The sequence below is a fragment of the Streptomyces sp. NPDC048604 genome (genome assembly GCF_043199435.1).
Lineage (GTDB): Bacteria > Actinomycetota > Actinomycetes > Streptomycetales > Streptomycetaceae > Streptomyces.
The window spans coordinates 17,112-41,067 of the sequence record NZ_JBICVX010000024.1 but is presented as its reverse complement, the minus strand read 5'-3'; the positions used below and the strand labels follow the sequence as shown (position 1 = coordinate 41,067).

Annotated in this window: 19 protein-coding genes; 11 read left to right on the top strand and 8 right to left on the bottom strand. The window is 74.2% G+C overall.

What is annotated here, in order from left to right; translation table 11 throughout:
* Positions 1-27: 27 nt before the first annotated feature.
* The 5 genes from ACGFMM_RS33710 to ACGFMM_RS33690 all read left to right on the top strand — a co-directional run bounded on the left by ACGFMM_RS33710 (position 28) and on the right by ACGFMM_RS33690 (position 6,408).
* A complete protein-coding gene (locus tag ACGFMM_RS33710) occupies positions 28-321 on the top strand; it encodes a DUF503 domain-containing protein (protein WP_393650310.1) in 294 nt (97 codons plus the stop codon).
* A gap of 29 nt (positions 322-350) precedes the next feature.
* The gene (gene rbfA / locus ACGFMM_RS33705; RefSeq protein WP_393650309.1) at positions 351-803 is read left to right on the top strand and encodes a 30S ribosome-binding factor RbfA; all 453 of its coding nucleotides are present in this window, start codon (positions 351-353) and stop codon (positions 801-803) included.
* Positions 800-1,729 carry a tRNA pseudouridine(55) synthase TruB gene (gene truB, locus ACGFMM_RS33700; RefSeq protein WP_393650308.1) on the top strand — a complete coding sequence of 310 codons (930 nt, stop codon included), beginning with the start codon at positions 800-802 and terminating at the stop codon, positions 1,727-1,729. Before rbfA ends, truB begins: the two co-directional genes overlap by 4 nt.
* A 199-nt stretch (positions 1,730-1,928) precedes the next feature.
* Positions 1,929-5,408 carry a serine protease gene (locus ACGFMM_RS33695; RefSeq protein WP_393650307.1) on the top strand — a complete coding sequence of 1,160 codons (3,480 nt, stop codon included), beginning with the start codon at positions 1,929-1,931 and terminating at the stop codon, positions 5,406-5,408.
* Between the two features lie 31 nt (positions 5,409-5,439).
* Entirely contained in the window at positions 5,440-6,408 is a 969-nt protein-coding gene (locus tag ACGFMM_RS33690) for a bifunctional riboflavin kinase/FAD synthetase (protein ID WP_393650306.1), read from the top strand.
* A gap of 8 nt (positions 6,409-6,416) precedes the next feature.
* On the opposite strand, the gene ACGFMM_RS33685 is transcribed toward ACGFMM_RS33690, so the two are convergent.
* The 8 genes from ACGFMM_RS33685 to eccE all read right to left on the bottom strand — a co-directional run bounded on the left by ACGFMM_RS33685 (position 6,417) and on the right by eccE (position 17,906).
* Positions 6,417-7,385, bottom strand: coding sequence for an ABC transporter ATP-binding protein (locus tag ACGFMM_RS33685; protein WP_393650305.1), 969 nt, complete (start codon positions 7,383-7,385; stop codon positions 6,417-6,419).
* Complete coding sequence (locus tag ACGFMM_RS33680; RefSeq protein ID WP_393650304.1) at positions 7,382-8,338, bottom strand: ABC transporter ATP-binding protein; 957 nt, start codon at positions 8,336-8,338, stop codon at positions 7,382-7,384. Before ACGFMM_RS33680 ends, ACGFMM_RS33685 begins: the two co-directional genes overlap by 4 nt.
* Entirely contained in the window at positions 8,335-9,219 is an 885-nt protein-coding gene (locus ACGFMM_RS33675) for an ABC transporter permease (RefSeq protein WP_393650303.1), read from the bottom strand. Before ACGFMM_RS33675 ends, ACGFMM_RS33680 begins: the two co-directional genes overlap by 4 nt.
* Entirely contained in the window at positions 9,216-10,283 is a 1,068-nt protein-coding gene (locus tag ACGFMM_RS33670) for an ABC transporter permease (protein WP_393650302.1), read from the bottom strand. Before ACGFMM_RS33670 ends, ACGFMM_RS33675 begins: the two co-directional genes overlap by 4 nt.
* Positions 10,284-10,286: 3 nt before the next feature.
* Positions 10,287-12,149 (bottom strand): ABC transporter substrate-binding protein, encoded by a 1,863-nt coding sequence (locus ACGFMM_RS33665; RefSeq protein ID WP_393650301.1) that lies wholly within the window; start codon positions 12,147-12,149, stop codon positions 10,287-10,289.
* A gap of 178 nt (positions 12,150-12,327) precedes the next feature.
* Positions 12,328-15,588 carry an SCO5717 family growth-regulating ATPase gene (locus ACGFMM_RS33660; protein ID WP_393650300.1) on the bottom strand — a complete coding sequence of 1,087 codons (3,261 nt, stop codon included), beginning with the start codon at positions 15,586-15,588 and terminating at the stop codon, positions 12,328-12,330.
* A gap of 222 nt (positions 15,589-15,810) precedes the next feature.
* Entirely contained in the window at positions 15,811-16,527 is a 717-nt protein-coding gene (locus ACGFMM_RS33655; protein WP_393650299.1) for a hypothetical protein, read from the bottom strand.
* Positions 16,524-17,906 carry a type VII secretion protein EccE gene (gene eccE, locus ACGFMM_RS33650; protein WP_393650298.1) on the bottom strand — a complete coding sequence of 461 codons (1,383 nt, stop codon included), beginning with the start codon at positions 17,904-17,906 and terminating at the stop codon, positions 16,524-16,526. Before eccE ends, ACGFMM_RS33655 begins: the two co-directional genes overlap by 4 nt.
* 226 nt (positions 17,907-18,132) lie before the next feature.
* On the opposite strand from eccE, the gene eccB reads away from it, so the two are divergent.
* From eccB to ACGFMM_RS33620, 6 genes are read left to right on the top strand one after another with little or no spacing between them, the layout of a single operon-like run.
* Positions 18,133-19,587 (top strand): type VII secretion protein EccB, encoded by a 1,455-nt coding sequence (gene eccB / locus ACGFMM_RS33645; RefSeq protein ID WP_393650297.1) that lies wholly within the window; start codon positions 18,133-18,135, stop codon positions 19,585-19,587.
* Entirely contained in the window at positions 19,587-20,744 is a 1,158-nt protein-coding gene (gene mycP / locus ACGFMM_RS33640; protein ID WP_393650296.1) for a type VII secretion-associated serine protease mycosin, read from the top strand. The genes eccB and mycP overlap by 1 nt, the downstream gene beginning before the upstream one ends.
* 46 nt (positions 20,745-20,790) lie before the next feature.
* A complete protein-coding gene (locus ACGFMM_RS33635) occupies positions 20,791-21,195 on the top strand; it encodes a hypothetical protein (RefSeq protein ID WP_393650295.1) in 405 nt (134 codons plus the stop codon).
* An 8-nt stretch (positions 21,196-21,203) separates the two neighbouring features.
* On the top strand, positions 21,204-22,409 hold the full coding sequence (locus ACGFMM_RS33630; RefSeq protein ID WP_393650294.1) for a WXG100 family type VII secretion target: 1,206 nt from the start codon (positions 21,204-21,206) through the stop codon (positions 22,407-22,409).
* 12 nt (positions 22,410-22,421) lie between these two features.
* Complete coding sequence (locus ACGFMM_RS33625; RefSeq protein ID WP_393650351.1) at positions 22,422-23,588, top strand: S8 family serine peptidase; 1,167 nt, start codon at positions 22,422-22,424, stop codon at positions 23,586-23,588.
* Positions 23,585-23,941 (top strand): hypothetical protein, encoded by a 357-nt coding sequence (locus tag ACGFMM_RS33620; protein WP_393650293.1) that lies wholly within the window; start codon positions 23,585-23,587, stop codon positions 23,939-23,941. The genes ACGFMM_RS33625 and ACGFMM_RS33620 overlap by 4 nt, the downstream gene beginning before the upstream one ends.
* Positions 23,942-23,956: the final 15 nt, after the last annotated feature.

Sequence of the window (23,956 nt, the reverse complement as noted above, 5' to 3'; positions counted from 1 at the left end):
CCGAACCGGCGGGACATCCGGACATCCATGTATGTGGGGACTCTGTCCTTCGATCTGCTTCTCGGCGACGTTCGCTCGCTCAAGGAGAAGCGCTCCGTCGTCCGTCCCATCGTCGCCGAGCTCCAGCGGAAGTTCTCCGTGAGCGCGGCCGAGGTGGGCGACCAGGACCTCCACCGCAGGGCCCGGCTCGGCGTGACGCTGGTGGCCGGGGACGCGGGGTTCGTGTCGGACGTGCTGGACCGGTGCGAGCGGCTGGTCGCCGCCCGGCCCGAGGTGGAGCTGCTGTCGGTGCGACGGCGGCTCCACACTGATGAAGACTGAATGTGCAAGGCAAAGAAGGAGACGGACCAGTGGCCGACAACGCGCGGGCGAAGAAGCTGGCGGACCTCATCCGGGAGGTGGTCGCCGAGAAGCTGCAGCGGGGCATCAAGGACCCGCGGCTGGGTACGCACGTGACCATCACGGACACCCGCGTCACCGGCGACCTGCGGGAGGCCACGGTCTTCTACACGGTCTACGGCGACGACGAGGACCGGGCGAGCGCCGCGGCCGGCCTGGAGAGCGCCAAGGGCATCCTGCGCTCGGCCGTCGGCCGGGCCGCGGGCACCAAGTTCACGCCGACGCTGAGCTTCGTCGCGGACGCCCTCCCGGAGAACGCCCGGACCATCGAGGACCTGCTCGACAAGGCCCGGGCCTCGGACGCCAAGGTGCGCGAGGCGTCCTCCGGCGCCACGTACGCCGGCGAGGCGGACCCGTACCGCAAGCCCGAGGACGAGGACGAAGAGGGCACCACCGCCGAATGAGCACGCAGCACACGAAGACTCCCCCAGCTACCGCCGGGAGGGGCCCCCTCGACGGCCTTGTCATCGTCGACAAGCCGTCGGGCTTCACTTCGCACGACGTCGTGGCCAAGATGCGCGGGATCGCCAGGACCCGCCGCGTCGGCCACGCCGGAACCCTCGACCCGATGGCGACCGGCGTGCTGGTCCTCGGCGTCGAGCGCGCCACCAAGCTCCTCGGTCACCTCACGCTGACCGAGAAGGAGTACCTGGGCACCATCCGCCTGGGTCAGACGACCATCACGGACGACGCCGAGGGCGAGATCACGGCGTCGGTCGACGCGTCGAAGGTCACCCGCGAGCAGATCGACGCCGGCGTGGCCGAGCTGACCGGCGCCATCATGCAGGTGCCGTCGAAGGTCTCCGCGATCAAGATCGACGGCAAGCGGTCGTACGCGCGGGTCCGCGGCGGCGAGGAGTTCGAGATCCCGGCCCGGCCGGTCACCGTGTCGCAGTTCACGGTGTACGACGTCCGCGAGGCCGTCGCCGAGGACGGCACCCCCGTCGTCGACCTGGTCGTCTCCGTCGTCTGCTCCTCCGGTACGTACATCCGCGCCCTCGCCCGCGACCTGGGCGCCGGGCTCGGCGTCGGCGGCCACCTGACCGCGCTGCGGCGCACGCGGGTCGGCCCGTACAAGCTGGACGCGGCCCGCACGCTCGAACAGCTCCAGGAGGAGCTGACGGTCATGCCGGTCGCCGAGGCGGCCGCGGCGGCGTTCGAGCGCTGGGACGTGGACGAGAAGCGGGGCAAACTGCTCCTCAACGGCGTCCGGCTCGACATGCCGGAGACCGGGCCGGGGCCGGTCGCGGTCTTCGGGCCGGAGAACCGGCTGCTCGCTCTGGTGGAGAACCAGAAGGGGAAGGCGAAGAGCCTCGCCGTCTTCGGCTGAGGCCGCCTTCCGGGCTGATCATCGTGGGGCGGGCGCGCACGCGTGCCCGCCCCACGACCCCCCTCCGGCAAGTGTCTGTCCACCGGACGCCACACCGTCACCCCTTCGGGCGGGCGCTCGGAGTGAGACGGGGAGCGTGCGGGGGCGCTTTCGGCCGCTGAGCTTTTGCCGGTGATCACCGCCGAACTACCGTCGAGCCATGGGACGCGGGGACCGGGCGACGCTGGTGCGGATCTGCGATCCCGCGGGGCGGGCGCGGGGGAGCGGCTTCGTCGCGGACGACCGCGGCACCGTCGTCACCGGCCACGAGACCGTCGACGGCCTCGACCACGTCGTCCTGAACGCCCCCGGGGGCCGCAGCTGGATCGCCCGCGCGGCCGACATCACCGCCCTGCCCGAGGCCGGGCTCGCGCTCGTCCGCAGCGAGGGCCTCGACGTGCGTCCCCTGCCGGTCGCGGCACGCGGCACGGCGTCCGTGGAGCCCGGCACGTACGTACGGCTCCCGGCCGGCGGCTGGCGCGAGGCCCGGGTGCTGGGGACGGGGCCGGTCACGTCCACGGTGGCGGAGCATGGCCATCCGATCGACGGCGTGCTCGAACTCGCCATCGGCACCGACGGCCGCGAGGCGCTGCGGCGCAGCGGCGAGGCCGCGGGCGGGCCGGTGCTCGACGCCGCCACCGGGGCGGTGCTCGGTGTCCTCGGCACCGCGCTGCACGGCCGGCGACGGGCCGGCGGCCACGCGCTGCCGCTGCCCGCGACGGGGCCGCTCGCCGAACTGCTGCGGCGCAACGCGGCGACCGTGCCCTGCTACGGCGCCGACCTCAATCTCGCGGGCGTCCTGGAACTCACCGCGACCGGCGCGCCGCCCGGCTGCGGAACGGCCGGAGACCGGCCGGAACCGGTCGAACGGGCGGACTGTACACGGGAGTTCGCCGCGTTCCTCGCCGGCGGCGACTCCCGGGTCCTGGCGCTCGTCGGCGCTCCGGGCACCGGCCGCACCACCGAGCTCGCCGCGCTGTGCGCCCGCCGGGCGCGCGGCCCCGAGCCCGCGCCGACGGTGTGGCTGCGCGGGGCGGACCTGCGGGCCGACGACGCGTCCGTGGCCGACGCGGTCGGGCGGGCGCTGGCGCGGGCCGGGCGCATCGTCGCCGCGACCGGGGCGGCCGGCGACCCGGCGGCCACCACCCCCGAAGAGACCGCCCGGCTCGCGGACGAGGCCGGCCGGCCGCTGCTCGTCGTCCTCGACGCCCCCGAGGAGATGCCCCCGGCGCTGGCGCACCGGCTGCCGGCCTGGACGCGGGCCACGGGGGAGTGGCTGCGCGCCCACGGGACCCGCCTCGCCCTGGGCTGCCGCCCGGAGCACTGGGAACAGGCGGCCCCCGGGTACGGCGCGGCCGCGCCGGCGGTGCTCCTCGGGCCCCTGACCGGCCCCGACGCGAAGCTGGCGCGGGAACGCCACGGCCTGGAGGAGCCGCAGCTGGCCCCCGAGGCGACCGGACACCCTCTGGCCCTGCGCCTCCTGGCCGAGGTGCGGGCCGCGCTCCCGGACGACGTGCCGGGCCGGCCCGGCCGGGAGGAGATCTTCACGGCCCACCTGGACCTGATGTGCCTGCGCGTGGCGGTCCGTATCGCGGCCGCCCAGCGCCCCGTACCCGGCGGGCCGGCGGTCCGGCGTCTGGCGGCCCGGGTGGCCGGACAGGTCCACGAGGCGGCCCGCCGCTGCCTGGGCCCCGGCCAGGGCGAACTGGACCGCGCCTCCTTCGAGTCCCTGTTCCCCTGGCGCACCGGCTGGGCCTCCGCCGTCCTCACCGAGGGCCTCCTCCTCCCCGCCGGCCCCGGCTACCGCTTCGCCCACGAGGAACTCGCCGACTGGCTCCAGGGCGCCCACCTGGAAGTGGACGCGGCCCTGCACGCCCTGGTGCACCGCTACGACGGGCGGACCGAACGCCCCCCGGCCCCGGAACCGGCCCCCCGAAGCTCCCACCCCGTCCCCCGCCACCGCATCGGCCCGGTCCTGGAGGCCCTCCTCCTGCTCGACCGCACCCAGGGCCCGGAGGCCCTGGCCGAACGCCTCGCGGCGCTGGTCGAGACGGCCGAGCGCCTGGGCGAGACGGGCGCCGCGAGCGAGCCCGGCACCGACCCGAGCGGTGCCGAAGACGACGTCGACCCGTGGGACCCCGTGGCCCGGCTCGACGACGCGCGGTGGTGGGCTCGGCGGCTGCTTCGGGAGGTGCTGCCGGCTGTGCCGAGCCTCCGTCCGTACCTGGGCGTCCTCCGGGACCTCGCCGACCGCGTCGGCGCGGGCGCTCTCGGCCCCGGGGCGTTCGAGCCCGCCTTCTGGACGGGTCTTCCCCTCCCCGAGGACGACCGCCTCGACCTCCTCCGCCGGCTCGTCCCCGCCGACGGGGACACATCCATGGGCCCCGAGCGGTATCTCGACGCCGTCGTCGAGCGGCTGATCGCCGATCCGCGGGGCGTGCAGCCCCTGCTGTGCCGGTGGTTCGGGGACGAGCGGCGGCCGGCGGAGGCGCCGCACCACACGGTGGCCGCGGCGGCGCAGTCACTGCTGTACGCGCATCGGGGGCAGGCCGTCGACGATCTCTGCGAGGCGCTGGTCGCCACCGCGCATCCCCGGGCCGACGAACTGCTCGCCCGGCTCGTCCGGGACGAGCCCGCGGCGGTCTGCCGGGCCGTCGACCGCTGGGCGCACGACGACGGGCGGGCCGCCCGGCGGACGGCCGCGGCGTTGTACGGCGGGCTCGTCGCACGGCGGACGCTCAGCCCCGCCGACCGGGCACTGCTGCGGTACGCCGCGCTCGCGCTGCTCGCCCGGCCCGGGGACCAAGGCGTGCACGGGGCCGCGCTGGGCATCCTCGTACGGGATCCGCACACCCGGGCCCGGTACCTGCCGCAGGCGCTCGCCGAGGGGGTGGTCGGGCAGGCCGCGCTGCTCGACGCACTGGCCGTCGAGACCGAGCCCGTGCTCGACGCCCTGCGCGAGCGGCTGCTCGGCGCCGCGCCCGGCGACGGAGCCGTGCTCGCCGCGCTCGCCGAGGTGTCCGCGCCCGGCCTCGCCCGGCGCGTCGCCGAGCTCGTCCTGGCCTACGCCGAGCACCGCCCCGACGGCGCCCCGCACGTCGCCGCGTTCGCCGACCGGCGGTTCGAGGACGGGCCCGCCGGCCGCGCCGTGCTCCACCCGCTGGTCGAGCGGCTGCTGCTCGACGGCGCCGAGCCGCTGCGGCGCGCCCTCGCCCCCGTCCTCGCCGCCCCCGGCACCGGCGGCTGTCGGCACGTCCGCGGCGAGCTGCTCGACGTCCTGCTCGGCCGGCTCGACCGCGCGCCCGAACCCGACGTCCTTGACGCCCTCCTCGACGCCGCCGCGCACGCCGCGTGGCACCGCAGCGAGCCCCGGACCCGGGCCCTGGTCCACCGCGTGGGGCTACTGCTCGTCCGCACCCCCGAGGGGGCCACGCACTTCGACCAGCGGCTCGTCGGACTGGCGCGCGAGGCGCCCGGCTTCGCCCCGCTGGTCGCCGGCTGGCTCGCCGCCGCGCCCGGCGAATGGGCCGCCGTGGTGGGCCCGAGCGCCCGCCGGACCGTCGAGACGCTCGGCAGTTCCATGCCGATGCCGACCGACGGCCGGGGACATGGCACCCTTAGACCTGCGTCATCGGCGTGATGGGCGAACAGGCGGACGAGGAGCGGTCACAGTGCAGCGCTGGCGTGGCTTGGAGGACATCCCCCAGGACTGGGGACGCAGCGTCGTCACCATCGGCTCCTACGACGGGGTGCACCGCGGACACCAGTTGATCATCGGCCGGGCCGTCGACAGGGCCCGCGCACTGGGCGTGCCGTCCGTCGTCGTCACCTTCGACCCGCACCCCAGCGAGGTCGTCCGCCCCGGCAGCCACCCGCCGCTGCTCGCGCCGCACCACCGCCGCGCGGAGCTGATGGCGGAACTCGGCGTCGACGCCTGCCTGATCCTCCCCTTCACCGCGGACTTCTCGAAGCTGTCCCCGGCGGACTTCATCGTGAAGGTCCTCGTCGACAAGCTGCACGCGAAGGCCGTCATCGAGGGCCCGAACTTCCGCTTCGGCCACAAGGCCGCCGGCACCGTCGAGTACCTGACGGAGCTGGGCCGCACGTACGACTACGAGGTCGAGGTCGTCGACCTGTTCGTCAGCGGCGACGCGGGCGGCGGCGCGCCGTTCTCGTCCACCCTGACCCGCCGGCTGGTCGCCGAGGGCGACATGCACGGCGCCGCCGAGATCCTCGGCCGCCCGCACCGCGTCGAGGGCGTCGTCGTCCGCGGCGCGCAGCGCGGCCGCGAGCTCGGCTTCCCGACGGCGAACGTCGAGACCCTGCCGCACACCGCGATCCCCGCCGACGGCGTCTACGCGGGCTGGCTCACCGCGGCCGGCGAGCGGATGCCCGCCGCGATCTCGGTCGGCACCAACCCGCAGTTCGACGGCACCGACCGCACGGTCGAGGCGTACGCGATCGACCGGGTCGGCCTGGACCTGTACGGGCTGCACGTGACCGTGGACTTCCTCGCGTACATCCGCGGCATGCTGAAGTTCGACACTCTCGACGACCTCCTCGAAGCCATGGCCGCGGACGTGAAGCGGGCGCGCGAGCTGACGGAGGCGTACGACCAGGAGCACACCGACCGGGCGTGAGCGCGGGGTCAGTCGCCCGGTGACGCCCAGTGGCAGGCGGCCTGGTCCCGCGCGGCGCCGCTGAGCACCGGGAGCGTCTCGCCCCGGCAGCGGTCCGCCACCGGCGCCGCCTTGCCGGTGGCGAGGACGTGACAGCGGGCGTGGAAGCGGCAGCCGCCGGGGATGCGGGACGGGTCCGGCGGTTCGCCCGACAGGACCACCGGCGGCTCCTCGGACTCCGGCAGCACCGACAGCAGCGCCTGCGTGTACGGGTGTTTCGGGGCCGTCAGGACCGACTCCACCGAGCCGGTCTCCACGATCCGGCCCAGGTACATCACCGCCACCCGGTCCGCGATGTTCCACGCCAGTCCCAGGTCGTGCGTCACGACCAGCGCCGAAAGCCCCAGCTCGTCCCGCAGCCGCAGCAGCAGCGCCAGGATCTCGCCGCGCACCGACGCGTCCAGCGAGGCCACGGGCTCGTCCGCCACGATCAGCTCCGGGCCGAGCACCAGCGCCCCCGCGATCACCACCCGCTGCCGCTGACCGCCCGACAGCTCGTGCGGATAGCGCAGGAAGAAGCGCTCCGGCGGCCGCAGCCCCGCCCGCGCCAGCGCCTCGGCGACCGCCGCGCGCTCGTCCCCCTCGTACCCGTGGATCCGCAGGCCCTCCGCGACCGCGTCGTACACCGTGTGCCGCGGGTTCAGCGAGCCGCTCGGGTCCTGAAGTACCAGCTGCACCCGCCGCCGGTACTGCTTCAGCGCCCGCGACGAGTACCCGAGCCGCGACCCGCCGAACGACACCGCCCCCTCCGTCGGCCGCACCAGGCCCAGCAGCGTCCGCGCCAGCGTCGACTTGCCGCACCCCGACTCGCCGACCAGGGCCACGATCTCGCCGGCTCCGATCTCCAGGTCCACCCCGTCCACGGCCCGCGCCGGCGGCGCGCCCCGCCGCCCCGGGAACACCACCCGCAGGCCCTGCGCCGACAGCAAGCCGCTCATGCTCCGCTCCCCACGTGTACGCACGCCGCCCGGCGGCCCTCGCCCGCGTCCCTCAGCATCTGGTCCTCCGAGCCGCACACCTCCACCGCCGCCGGACAGCGCGGGTGGAACGCGCAGCCCGCCGGCAGCGCCGCCGGGTCCGGCGGATCGCCCGGCAGCCCGCGCGGAGCCCGCCGCGACGCCGCGTCGCCGATCCTCGGGAACGCCGAGGACAGCGCCCGCCCGTACGGATGCGCCGCCGCCTCGTACACGTCCCGCGCCGGGCCCTCCTCCACGATCCGCCCCGCGTACATCACCGCGAGCCGGTCGCAGGTGTCGGCGAGCACCGCCAGATCGTGGCTGATCATCAGCAGCGCGATGTCCTGGTCCGCGACCAGCCCCTCGATCAGCCGCAGGATCTGCGCCTGGATCATCACGTCGAGCGCCGTCGTCGGCTCGTCCGCCACGATCAGCCGCGGCTCGCAGGCCAGCGCCATCGCGATCATCACCCGCTGCCGCTGCCCGCCGGACAGCTCGTGCGGGTACGCGTCGGCCCGCGCCGCCGGCAGCCCGACCTGGTCGAGCAGGCCCACGACCTTCCGCCGCGCCTCCACGGGAGTCGCACGGCCGTGCACCAGCAGCGGCTCCGCGATCTGGTCGCCGACCCGCCGCACCGCGTTCAGCGAGTGCATCGCGCCCTGGAAGACGATCGACGCCCCTGCCCAGCGCACCGCCCGCAGCCGCCCCCACTTCATCGCGAGGACGTCCTCCCCGTCGAGCAGGATCCGCCCGGTCATGCGCGCCGACGCCGGAAGCAGCCGCAGCAGCGCCAGCGCCATCGTCGACTTCCCGCAGCCCGACTCGCCGGCCACCCCCAGCTTCCGCCCGGCCTCCAGGCTCAGGTCCACGCCCCGCACAACGGCCGCCCCCGACCCGTACGTCACCGTCAGGTCCCGGATCTCAAGCATGCTCAACGTCCCACCCCCAGCTTCGGGTTGAGCACCGACTCGACGGCCCGCCCGCACAGCGTGAACGCCAGCGCGACCAGCGCGATCGCGATCCCCGGCGGCGCCAGGTACCACCAGTGCCCGGACGACACCGCGCCCGCCTCCCGCGCGTCCTGGAGCATGCCGCCCCACGACACCACCGTCGGATCGCCGAGGCCCAGGAAGGCCAGCGTCGCCTCGGTGAGGATGGCCGCCGAGATCATCAGGGTGGTCTGCGCGAGGACCAGCGGCATGACGTTCGGCAGCACATGACGTGTCATCACATGGGAGTGCCCGCCGCCCAGCGCCCGCGCCCGCTCGATGTACGGCCGTGACTCCACCGCGATCGTCTGCGCCCGCACCAGCCGGGCCGTGGTCGGCCAGCTGGTCACCCCGATCGCCAGGATCACCGTCCACACCGACCGGGACATCACCGTCGCCAGCACGATCGCGAGGACCAGCGCCGGCATCACCAGGAACCAGTCCGTGATCCGCATGACGACCGTCGAGAACCAGCCCCCGTAGTGCCCCGCCAGGATCCCGACCAGCGTGCCGATCGCCACCGAGAGGGCCGCCGCAAGCAGCCCCACGAGGAGCGAGATCCGCGCGCCCCAGATCAGCAGCCCGAGCAGCGACCGCCCGAACTGGTCCGTCCCCAGGGGGAACTCGGCGCTGGGCGACTCCAGGGCCGTGCCGGGGGCGTTGGTCACCGACTGCACGTCCGCGCCCACCAGCAGCGGCGCGGCCAGCGCAAGCAGCGCGATCAGCGCCAGGCCGGCCAGCCCGTACAGTCCGGCGCGGTGCGCACGGTACCGCTGCCAGAAGCGCGCCGCGGAGGCCCCGCGGCGCTGCCACACCAGAGAGGTCATCGGCCCACCCGGGGATCGAGCAGCGGATACAGCAGATCGGCCAGCAGATTCATCACGATCATCGCCCCCGCGAACACCACGAACAGGCCCTGCACCAGCGGCAGGTCCGGCACGCTCAGCGCCTGGTAGAACAGCCCGCCCAGGCCCGGCCAGGAGAACACCGTCTCCACCAGGATCGAACCGGCCGCCACATGGCCCAGATTGATGAACACCATCGTCACCGTCGGCAGCAGCGCGTTCGGCACCGCGTGCCGGCGGCGCACCGCGTCGTCGCGCAGCCCCTTCGCCCGCGCCGTCGTCAGATAGTCGCCGCCCATCTCGTCGAGCAGCGAGGCCCGCATCACCAGCAGCGTCTGCGCGTACCCGACGGCCACCAGGGTGACCACCGGCAGCACCATGTGGTGCGCCACGTCGGCCGCGTACGCGAACCCCGTCGCCCCGCTGCCCGACTCCATGCCGCCGGTCGGGAACAGCCCCGGCACCGGACCCACGCCGACCGAGAACACGATGATCAGCAGCAGCCCCAGCCAGAACGACGGCACCGACCACAGCGTCAGCGCCACCCCGGTGTTGAGCCGGTCGCCGAGACTGCCGTGGCGCCACGCCGAACGCGTGCCCAGCCACAGCCCCAGCGCCGAGTACAGCAGCACCGCCACCCCCGTCAGCAGCAGCGTCGCCGGCAGCTTCTGCGCGATCAGCTCCCCGACCGGGGCGCGGAACTGGTACGACATCCCCAGATCGCCGGTCAGCGCCTTCGCGCAGTAGTCCGTGAACTGCTGCCACAGCGGCAGATCGAGCCCGAACTGCCGGCGAAGCGTCGCCAGTTGCTCCGCCGATGTCGGCACCCCGTGGGTCATCGCCTTCACCGGGTCGCCGGGGATGATCCGGAACAGGAAGAAGCTGGTGACCAGGACGGCGAGCAGCGAGACGGCCGCGCCGCCCAGTTTGCCCGCCGCATGCCGCAGATACGCGCCGACCGTGCCCTGCGCCGCGCCGTCCGCGGCGCGCCCCGCCGTGCCTTCCGGGGGACGCGCCACGCCGGCGGACGTGCTCGCCGTCGTCATGCGCTACTCGCGGTCGTCGGCGGTGGCGCGTCGGCGCTTCGCGAGGAACAGCCCGAGGCCGAGGACGACCACCACGCCCGCGACGACGCCGATCACCACGCCGGCCGAGGAGCCGCCGCCGGACTCCCCGTCCGACGAGCCGGCCGGCACGGCCGACCACCAGCTCCAGTAGCCGTCCTGGCCGTAGATGTTGCCCGCGGCCTCCGGCATCGTCGTGATCGACGCGATCTGGTCCGTGCGGTACGCCTCGAGGGCGTTCGGGTACGCCATGATGTTCATGTACCCCGTGTCGTACAGCCGCGACTGCATCTGCTTGACCAGATCCGCCCGCTTGGCCGTGTCGTACTCCGCCGCCTGCTGCGCGTACAGGGAGTCGAACCGCGGGTCGCAGATGAAGTTGTCCGTCGCGCCGGTGTCCTTGGGCGTCGCGGGCAGCGCGCCGCAGGTGTGGATGGACAGCACGTAGTCCGGGTCCGGGTTGACCGACCAGCCGTCGAACGCCAGGTCGTAGTCGCCCTTGACCCACGGGTCGGAGACGCTGTCCAGGCACTCGACCTTCAGCCCGATGCCGAGCGCGCCCCACCACTCCTGGAGGTACTTGCCGATCGCCTTGTCGTTCGGGTCGGTGGCGTGGCACAGGATCCGGAAGTCCAGCGGCTTGCCGTCCTTGCCGACCCGCTTGCCGGCCGCGTTCTTCCGGTACCCGGCCGAGAACAGCAGCTTCTCCGCCCCGACGGGGTCGTACGTACGCTTCTGCGCGCCCTCCGGCTTCCAGAAGTACGAGCCGAAGCGCGGCGGGATGTAGCCCTCGCCCTCGACGGCGTGACCCTGGAACACCTTGTCGACGATGGTCGCGCGGTCGACGGCCAGGAACAGCGCCTTGCGGACCGCCGGGTCGAGCAGCGCCGGATGACCGTTGCCGAACTTCTTGCCGTCCTGGGCCCGCGCGCCGGGGTTGGTCGCCAGCGCGAAGAAGCGGCGGCCGGGGGCGTCGTTGACCTTGACGTTCTTCTGGGTCTTCAGCGCCGCCGCCTGCGCGGGGGTGAGGTTCGGGACGAAGGACACCTCGCCCTTCTGCAGCGCCGCGACGGCCGCGTCACCGTCCTTGTAGTACTTGAACACCAGCTCGTCGAACTTGGGCACACCGCGCCAGAACGTCTTGTTCGGCTTGAGCTTCAGGTACTGGTCGACCTTGAAGTCCGTGATGACGAAGGGTCCGTTGCCGACCACGGGGAAGCTCTGGTCGTTGTTGAACTTCGAGAAGTCGCCGACCTTCTCCCAGATGTGCTTCGGCACGATCGGCACGTCCAGCGCCGTCATCGTGGCCTGCGGCTTCTTCAGCGTGATGACGAGGGTCTGCGGGTCGGACGCGGTGACCTTCGCGAAGTTGGCCGTGAAGCTGCCGTTCGCGGTGGCCGCGTTCGGATCGGTCAGCATCTTGTTGAACGTCCACGCCGCGTCCTCGGCGGTGGCCGGCTTGCCGTCGGACCACTTCGAGTCCTTGCGGATCGTGTAGGTCCAGGTCAGCTTGTCGGGCGAGGACTTCCACTCGGTGGCCAGGCCCGGGATCGGCTTGGAGTCCTTCGCGTCGTAGTTGATCAGGTACTCGTACGCCAGCCGGTGGACGCTGGTGGTGAGCAGCTTCTGGGCGAGGAACGGGCTGAGCGAGTCGACGCTCTGCGAGACGGCGACGGTGAGCACCCTGCCCCCGCTCTTGGCGTCGTCCTCGGCGGGCGGCGCTGCCTGAGCGGCGGACGGGACGGCCACCAGGGCGGTGGCGGTGACGCCGACGGCGAGGAGCAGGCGCGTCAGCGGACGGTGTGGAACCGGGCGGGATGGAACCGGGCGGGATGGAACCTTGACCATGACCATAGGACTGACCTCGCGTCGTGGATCTTGGGGCGCCAATCGGTGAAGCGAAGGTCTATCAGCGACGAGGGGCATCGTCAACGATGACTCAAACCCCTTGTGGTCTGCGGGAATGCGAAGAGGGCCCGCACCGTGGAGACGGTGCGGGCCCTCATTGGTCCAGACCCTTGAAGCCTTACTGCTGAGGGGCTGGCGGCGCCTGCGGAGGCTGCTGCTGCGGCCACCCGGCGGGCGGCACCGGGCCCTGCGGATCCGGCTGCGCGCCGGGGGCGGGCGGGAGCGCGGGCGCGCCGGGCTGACCGGGAAGCGGCTGCCCGGGCTGACCCATGGGCGGCTGGCCCGGCATGCCGGGCTGCCCCGGGAACGGCTGACCCGGCGGGACGGCGGGCGGCTGCCCCGGCTGTCCCGGGAACGGCTGACCCGGCATCGGCTGCTGCCACGCCTGCGGGGGCTGCCCCGGGTGACCGGGCTGCCCCGGCTGGCCGGGGTACGGCTGGCCCGGGGCGGCCTGCGGCGGCTGGCCGGGGACGCCGGGCTGCTGCGGGTACGCCTGCGGCTGCGGGGCGCCGTACGGCTGACCCGGCGCCGGCTGCTGCGGCGCGTACCCCTGGCCCATCGGCGGCTGACCGGGCTGTCCGGGCATGGGCTGGCCGGGCTGGCCGGGCTGGCCAGGCTGTCCGGGCATCGGCTGTCCGGGCATCTGCTGGCCCGGCATCTGCTGGCCCGGCATCGGCGGGGCCATGTGCGGCGGCATCTGGCCCTGCACCGCGCCGGTCCACAGGCCCTGCGCCTGCTGGGCGCGCGCGAAGTCCTCGGCCACCATCGCCGACAGGTGGAAGTACGCCTCGCGGGTCTTCGGCCGCATCATGTCGAGGTCGACCTCGGCGCCCGCCGACAGGTGCTCGTCGAACGGCACCACGACGACGCCGCGGCAGCGGGTCTCGAAGTGCGACACGATGTCCTCGACCTTGATCATCTTGCCGGTCTCGCGGACCCCGGAGATGACCGTGATCGAGCGCTGCACCAGCTCCGCGTAGCCGTGCGCGGAGAGCCAGTCCAGCGTCGTGGACGCGCTCGACGCGCCGTCGACCGACGGCGTCGAAATGATGATCAGCTGATCGGCGAGATCCAGCACCCCGCGCATGGCGCTGTACAGCAGGCCCGTGCCCGAGTCGGTGAGGATGATCGGGTACTGCTTGCCGAGGACCTCGATCGCCCGCCGGTAGTCCTCGTCGTTGAACGTCGTCGAGACGGCCGGGTCCACGTCGTTGGCGAGGATCTCCAGACCCGACGGCGCCTGCGAGGTGAACCGGCGGATGTCCATGTACGAGTTCAGGTACGGGATCGCCTGCACCAGGTCGCGGATCGTCGCACCGGTCTCGCGGCGCACCCGGCGGCCCAGCGTGCCCGCGTCCGGGTTGGCGTCGATCGCCAGGATCTTGTCCTGCCGCTCGGTGGCCAGCGTCGCGCCGAGCGCGGTCGTCGTCGTGGTCTTGCCGACGCCGCCCTTCAGCGAGATGACCGCGATCCGGTAGCAGGAGAGCACCGGCGTGCGGATCAGGTCCAGCTTGCGCTGGCGCTCCGCCTCCTCCTTCTTGCCGCCCAGCTTGAAGCGTGCGGCGGCGCCGGGAATCCGGCTGGACTTGGGCTTCTGCTTGGCGTTGCGCAGCAGCCGGTCGGAGGAGAGCTCCACCGCGGCCGTGTAGCCCAGCGGCGCGCCCGGCACGGAGCGCTCGCGCTGGTCGTGCGTGACCGTCTGCGGCCAGGCCGCCCCGGTGCGCGGGTCGATCGGCTGGGCCGGGGCGTTCGGGTCGTGCGGCTGCCCGGGCACGCCGGGCTGCGGGAACCCGTAACCGGCCTGGGGGGCCGGGGCGTTGCCCTCGGGACCCGGCAGCGGCTGCGGGGCCTGGCCGGGCTGGGGGGCCTGCGGGGGCAGCGGCTGACCGGGCTGTCCCGGGTGCGGGAACCCGTAACCGCCCTGCGGCGCGGGCGCGTTGGCGTCCGGGACCGGCGGCAGCGCCGGGTGCTGCGCCGGGGCGGGCAGCGGCGCGCCGCCGCCCAGCGCCTGCGGCGGAACGGGCGGTACGGGCTGACCGGGCATCACGGGCTGACCGGGCGCCACGGGCTGACCCGGCTGGTTCGGCGGCGGGAAGCCGTAGCCGCCCTGCGGCGGTACGGGAGCGTGCGCTCCGTCCGGCTGCTGCGCCGGCCACGCCGGTACGGGCGCGGGGGCCTGCGGCGGCACCTCCGCCGGGGGCTGCGGGAAGCCGTAACCGCCCTGCGGCGCGGGCGGCGCCGACTGCTCGCTGTTCGGGGAGGACGCGGGCCACTGCGGCGCGCCCGAGGGGGCCGCGTTCTGGAAGGCCGGCGGCAGCGGCGGCAGACCGCCGCCCTGCGGGGCGGGCGCGAAGCCGCCCGGGAGCGCGGGCAGTCCGCCCTGCGGCGGAAGCGGCGGCACGGTCATGCCCGCCCCGTCGTCGCCCGGCGTCGGGCCCGGAGGCAGCGCGGGCAGCGCGTCGTTCGGCATCACGGGACCCGGCACGGCATCGGCCGGGACCGCGTCGCTCGGGACGGCGTCGTTCGGGACGGCGTCGTTCGGCTCGGCGTCCGCGGGGACCGCGTCGTACACCGGGGCGTCGGCCGGCTCGCCGGACACGGCGTCGGCGACGGGGGACGCGTCCGCGTCGCCGCCCGCCTCGCCCGCCGGGGCGACGGGCCCGTCCTCGACCTGGTCCCTCGCGATGGCGGAGCCCTCGTTCGCGGCCTGGGCCGCGTCGCCGTCCTCGCCGTGGGCCTTCACGAGCGCGTCGCCGGCGTCGTCCGCCGCGGCCGCACCTTCCATGTCAGCCGCGCCGTCCACGCCGCCCGCGCCGTCCTGGCCGGACTCCTCGGCAGCGGCCTCGGCCGTGCGCCGCGCCTCGAGTTCGGCCATCTCCTTCTTCAGCGCGCCCGGGGAGAAACGCATCGTCGCGTTGCTCTCCACGTCGCCCGCGCCGAACGGGTCCGAGAGCACCGGCACCGACGGCAGCTCGGGAACGGCCGGCTGCGCCGGCTCGCCGCCGGGCACGGACGGGCCGGAGGCGGCCGCGTCGTACACCGGTCCCGCCGCGGGCGCCCCCACGCCCTGCTGCGCGTCCTGGCCGGGCACGGGCGGTGGCGGGGGAGCCCAGTTGGGCTCGAAGCCGCTGCCGGCCGGCAGTCCGGGCACCGCCACCGGCGCGCCCGCGGGCGGCGGAGGCGGCGGAGTCACGCCACCGGCCGTGGCAGCGGCCCCCGCGTCCGCTGCCCCGGCGTCCGCCGACGCGTTCTGCGTGTACCAGGCCGGCGGGGTGTAGTCGATGGTGAACTCACCCGACATCTCGGCGGGCTCCGCGTCGGACTGACCGTCGGGCGGTGGGTTCCAGCCCGCCCGGATCTCGTCACGATCGCCGTTCACTTTGCCTCCTGGTGTGGTCGAGCACCGTTGTGCTTCCTGAGCGGGGCGACCGTTTCAAGTTCCGGTCCGGTCCGGATCCGCCGGGCTCCCGCACCCCTCCACCCTAATCGTCAAGGGTGTCGGTACGGCAGGGCAGCCGGTCCGCCAGGTCCTGTCCCGGACATGACCGTGACCTCAACGTCGCTCCCGAGTGACCTCGCGGCGATGTGCGGGGGCCCCGGATCAGTCCATCCGGCGTGCGGCGCCCAGGAGTCCGGACTCCGCGTCCGTCGGCCGCGTCATCACCAACTGCCGGTCGCGTGGCGTGCACCACAGCGTCACGCCGTCGGCCAGCGTCGGCAACGCCTCGGCCTCGGCGCGCGGAAGACCCATGATCCGACCGATCTGTTCCGCTTCGTCCGGAGCGACCCGTTGCACCCCGACGAGTGCGGACTTCCGCATCAACGCCGGTGCGACGGGACTCACATACGGAAGCAGCGTCAGCACCGCCTGCCAGGGCGCGGCCGCGATCCGCCCGCGCGGCGGCCGCGTGCCGCAGTCCCGCACCACGACCACGGGACGGCCCGCCGACGCGCCCAGCGGCGGCACCCGCCCCACCTCGTGCACCGTCACCCACGACGTCCCGCCGTCGTCCCCGGCGGCTCCGGCCAGTGCCTCCCAGGCCGCCGGGCGTCCCGTCTCCACGGCCACCCGCGTGCCCGCGCCGACCGCGCGCAGCGCCAGCACCTGCGCCGTCCACAGGCCGCCGACGAGCGTGATGTCGTACGGGGACGGCCGGTTGAGACCCAGCACCGCGGGCCCGCCGTCCGGGTCCACCCCGATCACCACGCCGTCGTCGCCCAACGGCAGCGCCAGCACGTCGAGCCGGTCCACGGGCACGGCATGCCGCCCGCGCCGCAGCACGGCGAGCCCGCGTCCCCCGCCGGCCGGCCACCTCACCGCGCACCGCCCAGCGGCAGCGTCGCCAGCACGCCCGGCGTCTGCTCGCGGTCAAGCCGTACGAGCCCGACCCGCATCCCGCGCGCCGCCCGCTCCAGTTCGTGCCGTGCCGCGAGCAACTGCGCATCCCCCCGCCCCGTGACCCGCACGTGCCCGGTCAGCGTCGCCTCCCGCCGGTCGCCGCCGCCGTCCAGCGTGAGGCTGAACGTCGTCGCGGCGGCGGGCGACGAGGTCAGGCGGGCGACGAGCCCGGGCGTCGCGACACCGTCCAACCGCGGCCAGCGGCCCACCCGGTACGTGGTGTGCCGGTTGTCGTCGCACTGCCAGGTCCGCGCGGTCTCCCGGGTCCGCGGCGCCCGCGCCCGTCCCCGTACCGGCTCCGACAGCGTCCGCGCGTCCGCGCCGGCCGAGGTCGCGAGGGCCGCCGTCAGCTCCTGTTCGGTCAGCACCGTCGCCCGGAACCCCGCCCCGGCGAGCCTGCCGGCCAGCCGGTCCGCGGCCCGTACGACGCACCGCTGCGCCCCGGTCAGTCCGCCGCCGCGCGCCGCGACGGCCTCGGGGCAGAGCTCCGGGTCGAGTTTCAGCGCGATCCAGGTGACGCGGAGGGACGGCGCGCCCGTGAGGGCGTGCAGGGGCGCGTAGTTGGCCGCCGCCACGGAACCTCCGGAGCCGCCGGAGCCGCCCGCGTCGGCAGAACCGGCGGAGCCGAGGGGCGCGGGCTGCGTGTGCTGCACGATCTGCGCCGACTCCAGGCTGATCCCGTCCGCGTCCAGGGCCTCGTGGACGAGCCCGACCGGCAGCGGGCGGACGGTCCGCTCCCGGCGCAGGGCCGTACCGTCCGCCTCCACGCGGACGACGGCGGTCAGGAACGTCCCGTCGCCGACCAGCCCGACGGGCCTCCGCTCGCGTGCCGAGTCGCCTGCGGCCTCGCCGAACGAGGACGTACGCAGGGCCGGATCGCACTCCACGACCGGCACGAGCCCCGGATCCGTCCCCGCCGGCGCCGCGGCCGTCGCCGCCCGCCGCGTCCGCGCCCGGAACGCGAGCACCGTCGCCAGCCACTCCGGCAGCGCCCGCCGTCGGCGGCGGGCCACGGCGAGCAGCACCAGCACCCCGGCGACGACGCCCGCGGGCACCAGCAGCAGCGGCCCGACGGACCACGCCACGAGCAGTACGGCGGCGGCCAGTTCGACCAGGACGAGCTGTTGCAATCGGAACGAGCCGGGCCGCCCGGGCGCGGCGGCGGAGCGCGGTACGAGCCCCTCGGGCGCAACCGGCGGGGCGGGCGGACGACCCGTCGCTCCGCGCCGGAGACCGGCGGCGCCGGGGCCGTGCGCCGTCACGCCCGCACGCCCGCCCGCCTGTGCCACGGAAGCCATGCCGAATCCCCCGATTTCGTCCCGATCACCCAGACCCGCCAGGGCTTTGACGGCCCGGTCACCGTACCCGCCCCGCGCGGCAGGCCGGTCGGAGGGCATAGTAGGGGCCCGGCCGTGAGGCGCGCGGCCCGCGCGCACGGCAGCGGGAGCACGACGCCCGGCGGGTACGGGCCGGGACGGGGCGCAGACCGGGCGGAGACGGGGCGGAGACGGGGAACGGGGACCCATGGCAGCACGGCGGGACGAGCTCAGCGCGTACACCTTTGCGAAGAAGCGCACCCTGGCGGCTTTCCTCCGCCCTTCCCCCGCAGGCACGGACGAGGGAGCGCCCGCCCCGCTGCGCGCCGTGGTCCCCGGACTCGTCACGGCTGCGCTGCTGCTCGCCGGCTTCGGCGCCTGGGGCATGCTCGCCCCCAAGGCCCCCAAGGGCTGGGACGCTCCGGGCACGCACGTGGTCGTCGGCAAGCAGTCCACGACGCGGTACGTCGTCCTGACGACCGGCCACGGCGAGAACCGCCGCACCCTGCTCCACCCCGTCCTCAACCTCGCCTCCGCCCGGCTGCTGCTCGACCCGCACGCCTTCGACGTCGTGTACGTCGACGACGAGGTCCTCGACGCGGGCCGGCCCCCGCGCGGCCCCATCCTCGGCATCCCGTACGCCCCCGACCGGCTGCCCGCCCCGGACGAGGCGGGCCGCGCGAAACGCTGGGCGGTGTGCGCCCAGCCCGGCGGCGGGGGCGCGCGGGGCACCGTGCAGAAGGCCGCGTTCGTCCTCGCGGAGCGGGACTTCGGCCGCACCGAAGGGCAGGACCGCAGACTGGCTCCGGGGGAGGTGCTGTACGTCAAGGGCCAGAAGGGCGCGCTGCGTTACCTGGTCGACGACACCGGAACGAAGTACCCGCTGCCCGGCCCTTCCGGTGACGCCGACCACCTCGCCACCGTCCTCGTCGGCGTCGACCGCGAACCCCAGTCCGTCACCGACGACTGGCTGGCCACCCTGCACACCGGCAGCCCCGTCGACTTCCCGGCACTGCCCGGCCGGACCGGCGCGCCCGCCGGCGTCGGCGGCGGGCTGAGCCCCACGGAGGACCGCGTCGGCATGGTCCTGCGCTCCGGCACGGGGGCCGGGCCGCAGCACTACGTCGTGCTGCCCGGCGAGGTCCGGCCGGTCAGCGACTTCACGGCATGGCTCCTGATCAACTCCCCGCAGGCCCAGCCCCTCGACATGGACGGCCGCCCCACGGAGGTCGGCGCCGCCGACTTCCCGCCCGGCGCCACGGCGTTCGGCGCGGAACTGCGCTGGCCGAAGAGCCGCGTACGGCAGGTCAACGGGGCCGACGGCGAAGGCGCGCGCGACACCGTGTGCAGCGTCCTGCGCGCGGTCGACGCACAGGGCCGTACGACGCTGTCGGTGTGGGCCGGCCCCGAGTACCCCGCGGAGATCACCCCGGCGGGCCCCGCCACGTACGTGACCCCGGGCAGCGGCGTACTGACGTCCTCGGACGGAACCCTCCACCTGGTGACGGACACGGGACTGCGGTACGCGGTGCGCAGGGAGGCGCAGATCCGGCTCGGCTACGAGGACGTCACCCCCGTACGCGTCCCGGCGGCCTGGTCCGACTTCCTGTCGAAGGGCCCCCGCCTGGACACGGACGGCGCGCGGCGCCCGCAGGGCTCGTGATGAGGACCGCGGCGGCGTGCGCGCTGGCGGCGGCGCTGGCCGTCGGACCGCCGCCGGTGTCGACGCACCCGTCCGGCAACGGCGCGTGCAGGTTCCCGGGCCGCCTGACGGAAGGCGCGCCCTGGCCCCTCCAGCGGATCCTGCTCGACGAGTTGTGGCAGGACACGAAGGGCAAGGGAGTGCGGGTCGCGGTCGTCGACAGCGGCGTGGACGACGCCAACCCGCAACTGCGGGAGGCCGTGGACGCGTCCGCCGGCAGGGACCTGGTGGGAGCCACGGACGGCACCGTCGACGAGGCGGGCCACGGCACGAAGGTCGCCGGCATCATCGCCGCGCGTCCCGATCCGGGTACGGGCTTCGTGGGACTCGCGCCGGAGGCGACGATCATCCCCGTCCGGCAGACGGACGGCCGCAGCAGCGGCGCGGCCGACGCGATGGCGGAGGCCATCGACCACGCGATCGCGCAGGGCGCGGACATCGTCAACATCTCGCAGGACACGTCCCGGCCGCTCGCGGCGGACTCCCCGCTGGCGCAGGCCGTGGCGCGCGCCGTGGCGGCGGACATCGTCGTCGTCGCGTCCGCCGGCAACGACGGCAAGGACGGCCGGGTCCGGAACACCTACCCCGCCGCGTTCCCCGGCGTGCTCGCCGTCGCGGCGTCCGACCGCGACGACGAACGCGCCGCCTTCTCACAGCCGGGCGGCTTCGTCGACATCGCCGCCCCCGGCGTCGACATCGTCTCGACCGTGCCCGGCGGAGGCCAGTGCGTGGACAGCGGCACCAGCTTCTCGGCGCCGTACGTGGCAGGGGTCGCCGCCCTGCTGCGCGCCAAGTACCCCCAGTGGAAGGCCGCGGACATCGTCGCACGCATCGAGGAGACCGCGGTACGGGACGGCGACGCCCGCGACGACGAACTGGGCTGGGGCGTGGTGGACCCCGTACGCGCCCTGAACGACGCGCAACCGCCCGCGCGCCACGAGACGCCCCGACCGGCCGACCCCGCCCCGCTGGGCACGCGCGAGGCGGCACGCCGCGACCGCGACGCCCGGCTCGCCACGTACGCCGTGGCCGCGGGCGGACTGCTGGTGGCCCTGGTGACCGCCGCGTGCACGGCGCTGAGAGACAGCAGACGGCGCGGAGGCACCGACCCGAACTGACTATGGTGGCCGCCTGATTCGCAGAAGTGACGAGGGGGCCGCTGTGGTGAACCAGTTGGAAGTCGGCGCGGTGACACTCGCAGGCTTTCGAGCACGCATCGAACGCCTGCTCGGCGAGCTGGACCGCTCGGCGGCGAACCCCGGCCGACTCGCCGACAGCCGCGTCGCGGCCGAGGCGTACGGCCGGGACTTCGCGGCAGCGACGGAACTCCACACCTCGTACGCCACGGTCCGGGCGCGCCTTGAGGCCCTGTCCCGCACCTTCGGCGACACGATCGAGTCCATGGGCATCGCCATCCACATCGCCGACCGCGGCTACGCGGACGTCGACGACGACCTCCGCCGCCGCTTCGCCGAACTCCAGCGACGCGCCCGCGAGCAGTACGCGCAAGGCGGCGAGCAGCCGGTCGCGAAGCACACGGAAACATCCGCGACCGGCGGCTTCAGGTAGCCCGCACCATGCCCGAGGAATTCGACGGAGCGTCCCTGGACGCCCTGCACGCGATGATCGCCCTCGCCCGTCCGGGTGAACTCACCACGACGGGCGAGGCGCTGTCGAAGGCGGCGCCGAAGCTCGCGGAGATCGCGAAGGACCTCCGCCACCACATCGCCCGCGTCGCCTGGGAAGGCGCGGCGGGCGACGCGTTCCGCACCTGGGGCGCGGACCTGGTCGCCCAGACCCTGCTCCTGTGCGACTACACGAAAACCGCCGCCACCGAACTGACCAGAGCCGGCCAGGCCCTGAAAGAAGCCCAAACCGCCCTCCCCAAACCCACCGGCACCTGCTTCACCGACCCAGCCATGGAAGCGGCGAGAACAGCCGCCGAAACAGGCCCCAAACTCCAAGAAGCCCTCCACCAAATGGAACGCCTCTCCTCGTACTACCGCGTCGCAAAACAGAACTTGGACGCGGCGCGCGAGCCACGGTTTCTCCCGATCGGGGATCACCTGGACGCAGCGGAACGCCCTTATCCGGCACGGGTTGACGGCAGCGCGACGTCGTCTGCCTCGTCGTCCCCGTGGCACGAATCGGGAGGAAGCCTCCGTGACACGACGGTGCCGTCGCAGACGAACGAGTACCTGCGCCGCTTGGATCTGGGAGGTGAACTGCACCTCGACTCTGCCGGGAGGGTGGCCAGGGAAGACGTGCTGACGCCGTCACCCGTTCGTGTGCCCTCGGACCGGCTCCAGCCGCCGGTCTCGGAGGCTATGCCCCCGCTCTTCGCTCCCGGGGGAACCGTAGGTCCGCAGACCGGTGGAGCCCGCGGAGGCGTGGAGCCTGGCGGTGTCAGCGCTAGGGCGACCGGCCACAGAGACGGCAGCACTGATCTCCGGAAGGTCTTGACCCCGGAGGGACGATCGGGTGCCGGATCAGGGAGGTTTCCGGGCACAGTCATCGGCGATACGGCCCTTGGCAGTGGTGCAGGCCGCCAACCGGGCTCGGGTTCGAGTGTGATGCCGAGTCCTCGTCCTGCGGCGAGCGATAGGACGAGTGCCGTGGGCAGGTCGACTCTTCCTGGCGGAGCGGGCTTTGTGCCCCCTATGGCACCCGTAGCGGGAGCAGGAGATCGCCGTTCGTCCGGCGCCCGACCGGCCTATCTGGTCGAGGACACGGAGGTTTGGACCGCGGGCCAGCGCAGGGTCGTCCCGCCCGTCATCGACTAGAGAGGCTTCGTGATGCGCTGGATGACTCAAGCGCTACTCAACCGTGGGACCTGGCTTCTCGCCATGCTTGCCCTCTTAGCCTCGGTAGCCGTCGTCCGCGCGGACGACGGCGGTGCTCGTCAGTGGTACCTGGAAGCGATGCAATCGGATGTCCTGTGGCGGGTTTCTACTGGGCGAGGCGTGACCGTTGCCGTGCTGGACACCGGAGTCGACACGACGGTGTCAGAGCTACATGGGCGTGTGCTGTTTGGTCGGAACCTCTACGACGCAGAGGGAACCGATGGGCGCGTAGATGCTGGAGACACCGAGCGTCATGGAACGAACATGGCCGTGGCCATCGCTGGCGATGGGGCTGACGGTGGGCTGAGTGGGTTGGCACCCGGCGCGCGAATCTTGCCCGTTCGTGTCGGAGACAAGAACTCGTTCGGGTTCATCCGATCGGCAACTAGCGGGGTTCGCTACGCCGTTGACAGTGGTGCTCGCGTGATCAACATGTCGTTCGCCGCCCCGGCTACGACCGGAGACCGTCCTGAGTGGCAAGCCGCCGTCAACTACGCGCTCCGTAAAGGCGCGCTCGTTTTCGCCGGGGCCGGTAACGACGGGAGTGGTGTGCCGCAGTACCCGGCTGCCATCCCGGGCGTCGTCGCCGTCGGGGCGCTTGGGCGGGATGGGGAGCGGGCCCGGTTTTCCAATCATGGGGATCATCTCGCCCTCGCCGCGCCGGGCGTCGACATGCCCGGGCGGTGTACCGCCGACAAGGCCAAGTACTGCGCGTTCGACGGGACGAGTCACGCCACCGCCATCGCTTCCGCCTCCGCCGCGCTCATCTGGTCCGCTCACCCGGAGTGGACCGGCAACCAGGTGCTGCGCGTCATGTTGCAGACGGCGGGGCACGTCGGGCCGGTGCCGAGCAAGTACATCGGGTACGGGTCCGTGCGCCCTGCCCAGGTCCTGCTGGAGGGGAAGGGGGATCCCGGGGATCCCGACGTGCATCCCCTCCTCGCGGCCACGTCCCACGCACCGGTGCCTGCTCGGACACCCGTTCCCGCACCCACCGCCGCCCCGCCCCCCGCCTCCCCCCTCCCGCTCGTCCTCGCCGCCACCGCCACCGCGGCCGCCGCCGGTCTTCTCGTCCTGCTCGGACGACACCGCACCCGTCACCCCAAGGAGCGCCCATGACCACCCCGTCCGCCCCCTCCGCCGGCTTCGGGCTGGCCGACGATCCCGTCACGCAGGCCAAGAACAAGATCATGGAGACCGGCAACGCGGTCACCCGTCAGGCTCGCGAGCTCGCGGACATCCTCGAGACCTGCGGCGCCGGCTGGACCGGTGTCGGGGCCGTGGGGTTCAAGCAGGCGCAGTCGCGGTTGAACGACGACCACGACACGATCCGCCGTCTCCTCGGTGTCCTGCTCCACGCCGTCGGCGAGACCAAGAACCTCAGCAACGCCAACGACGAGGACGTCCGCCGGGCGTTCGCGTCCGCCCGTACGTCCTCCGCCGCCCACCACTCCGCACTCAACGGCCTCTAGCAACCCCGGGAGCAG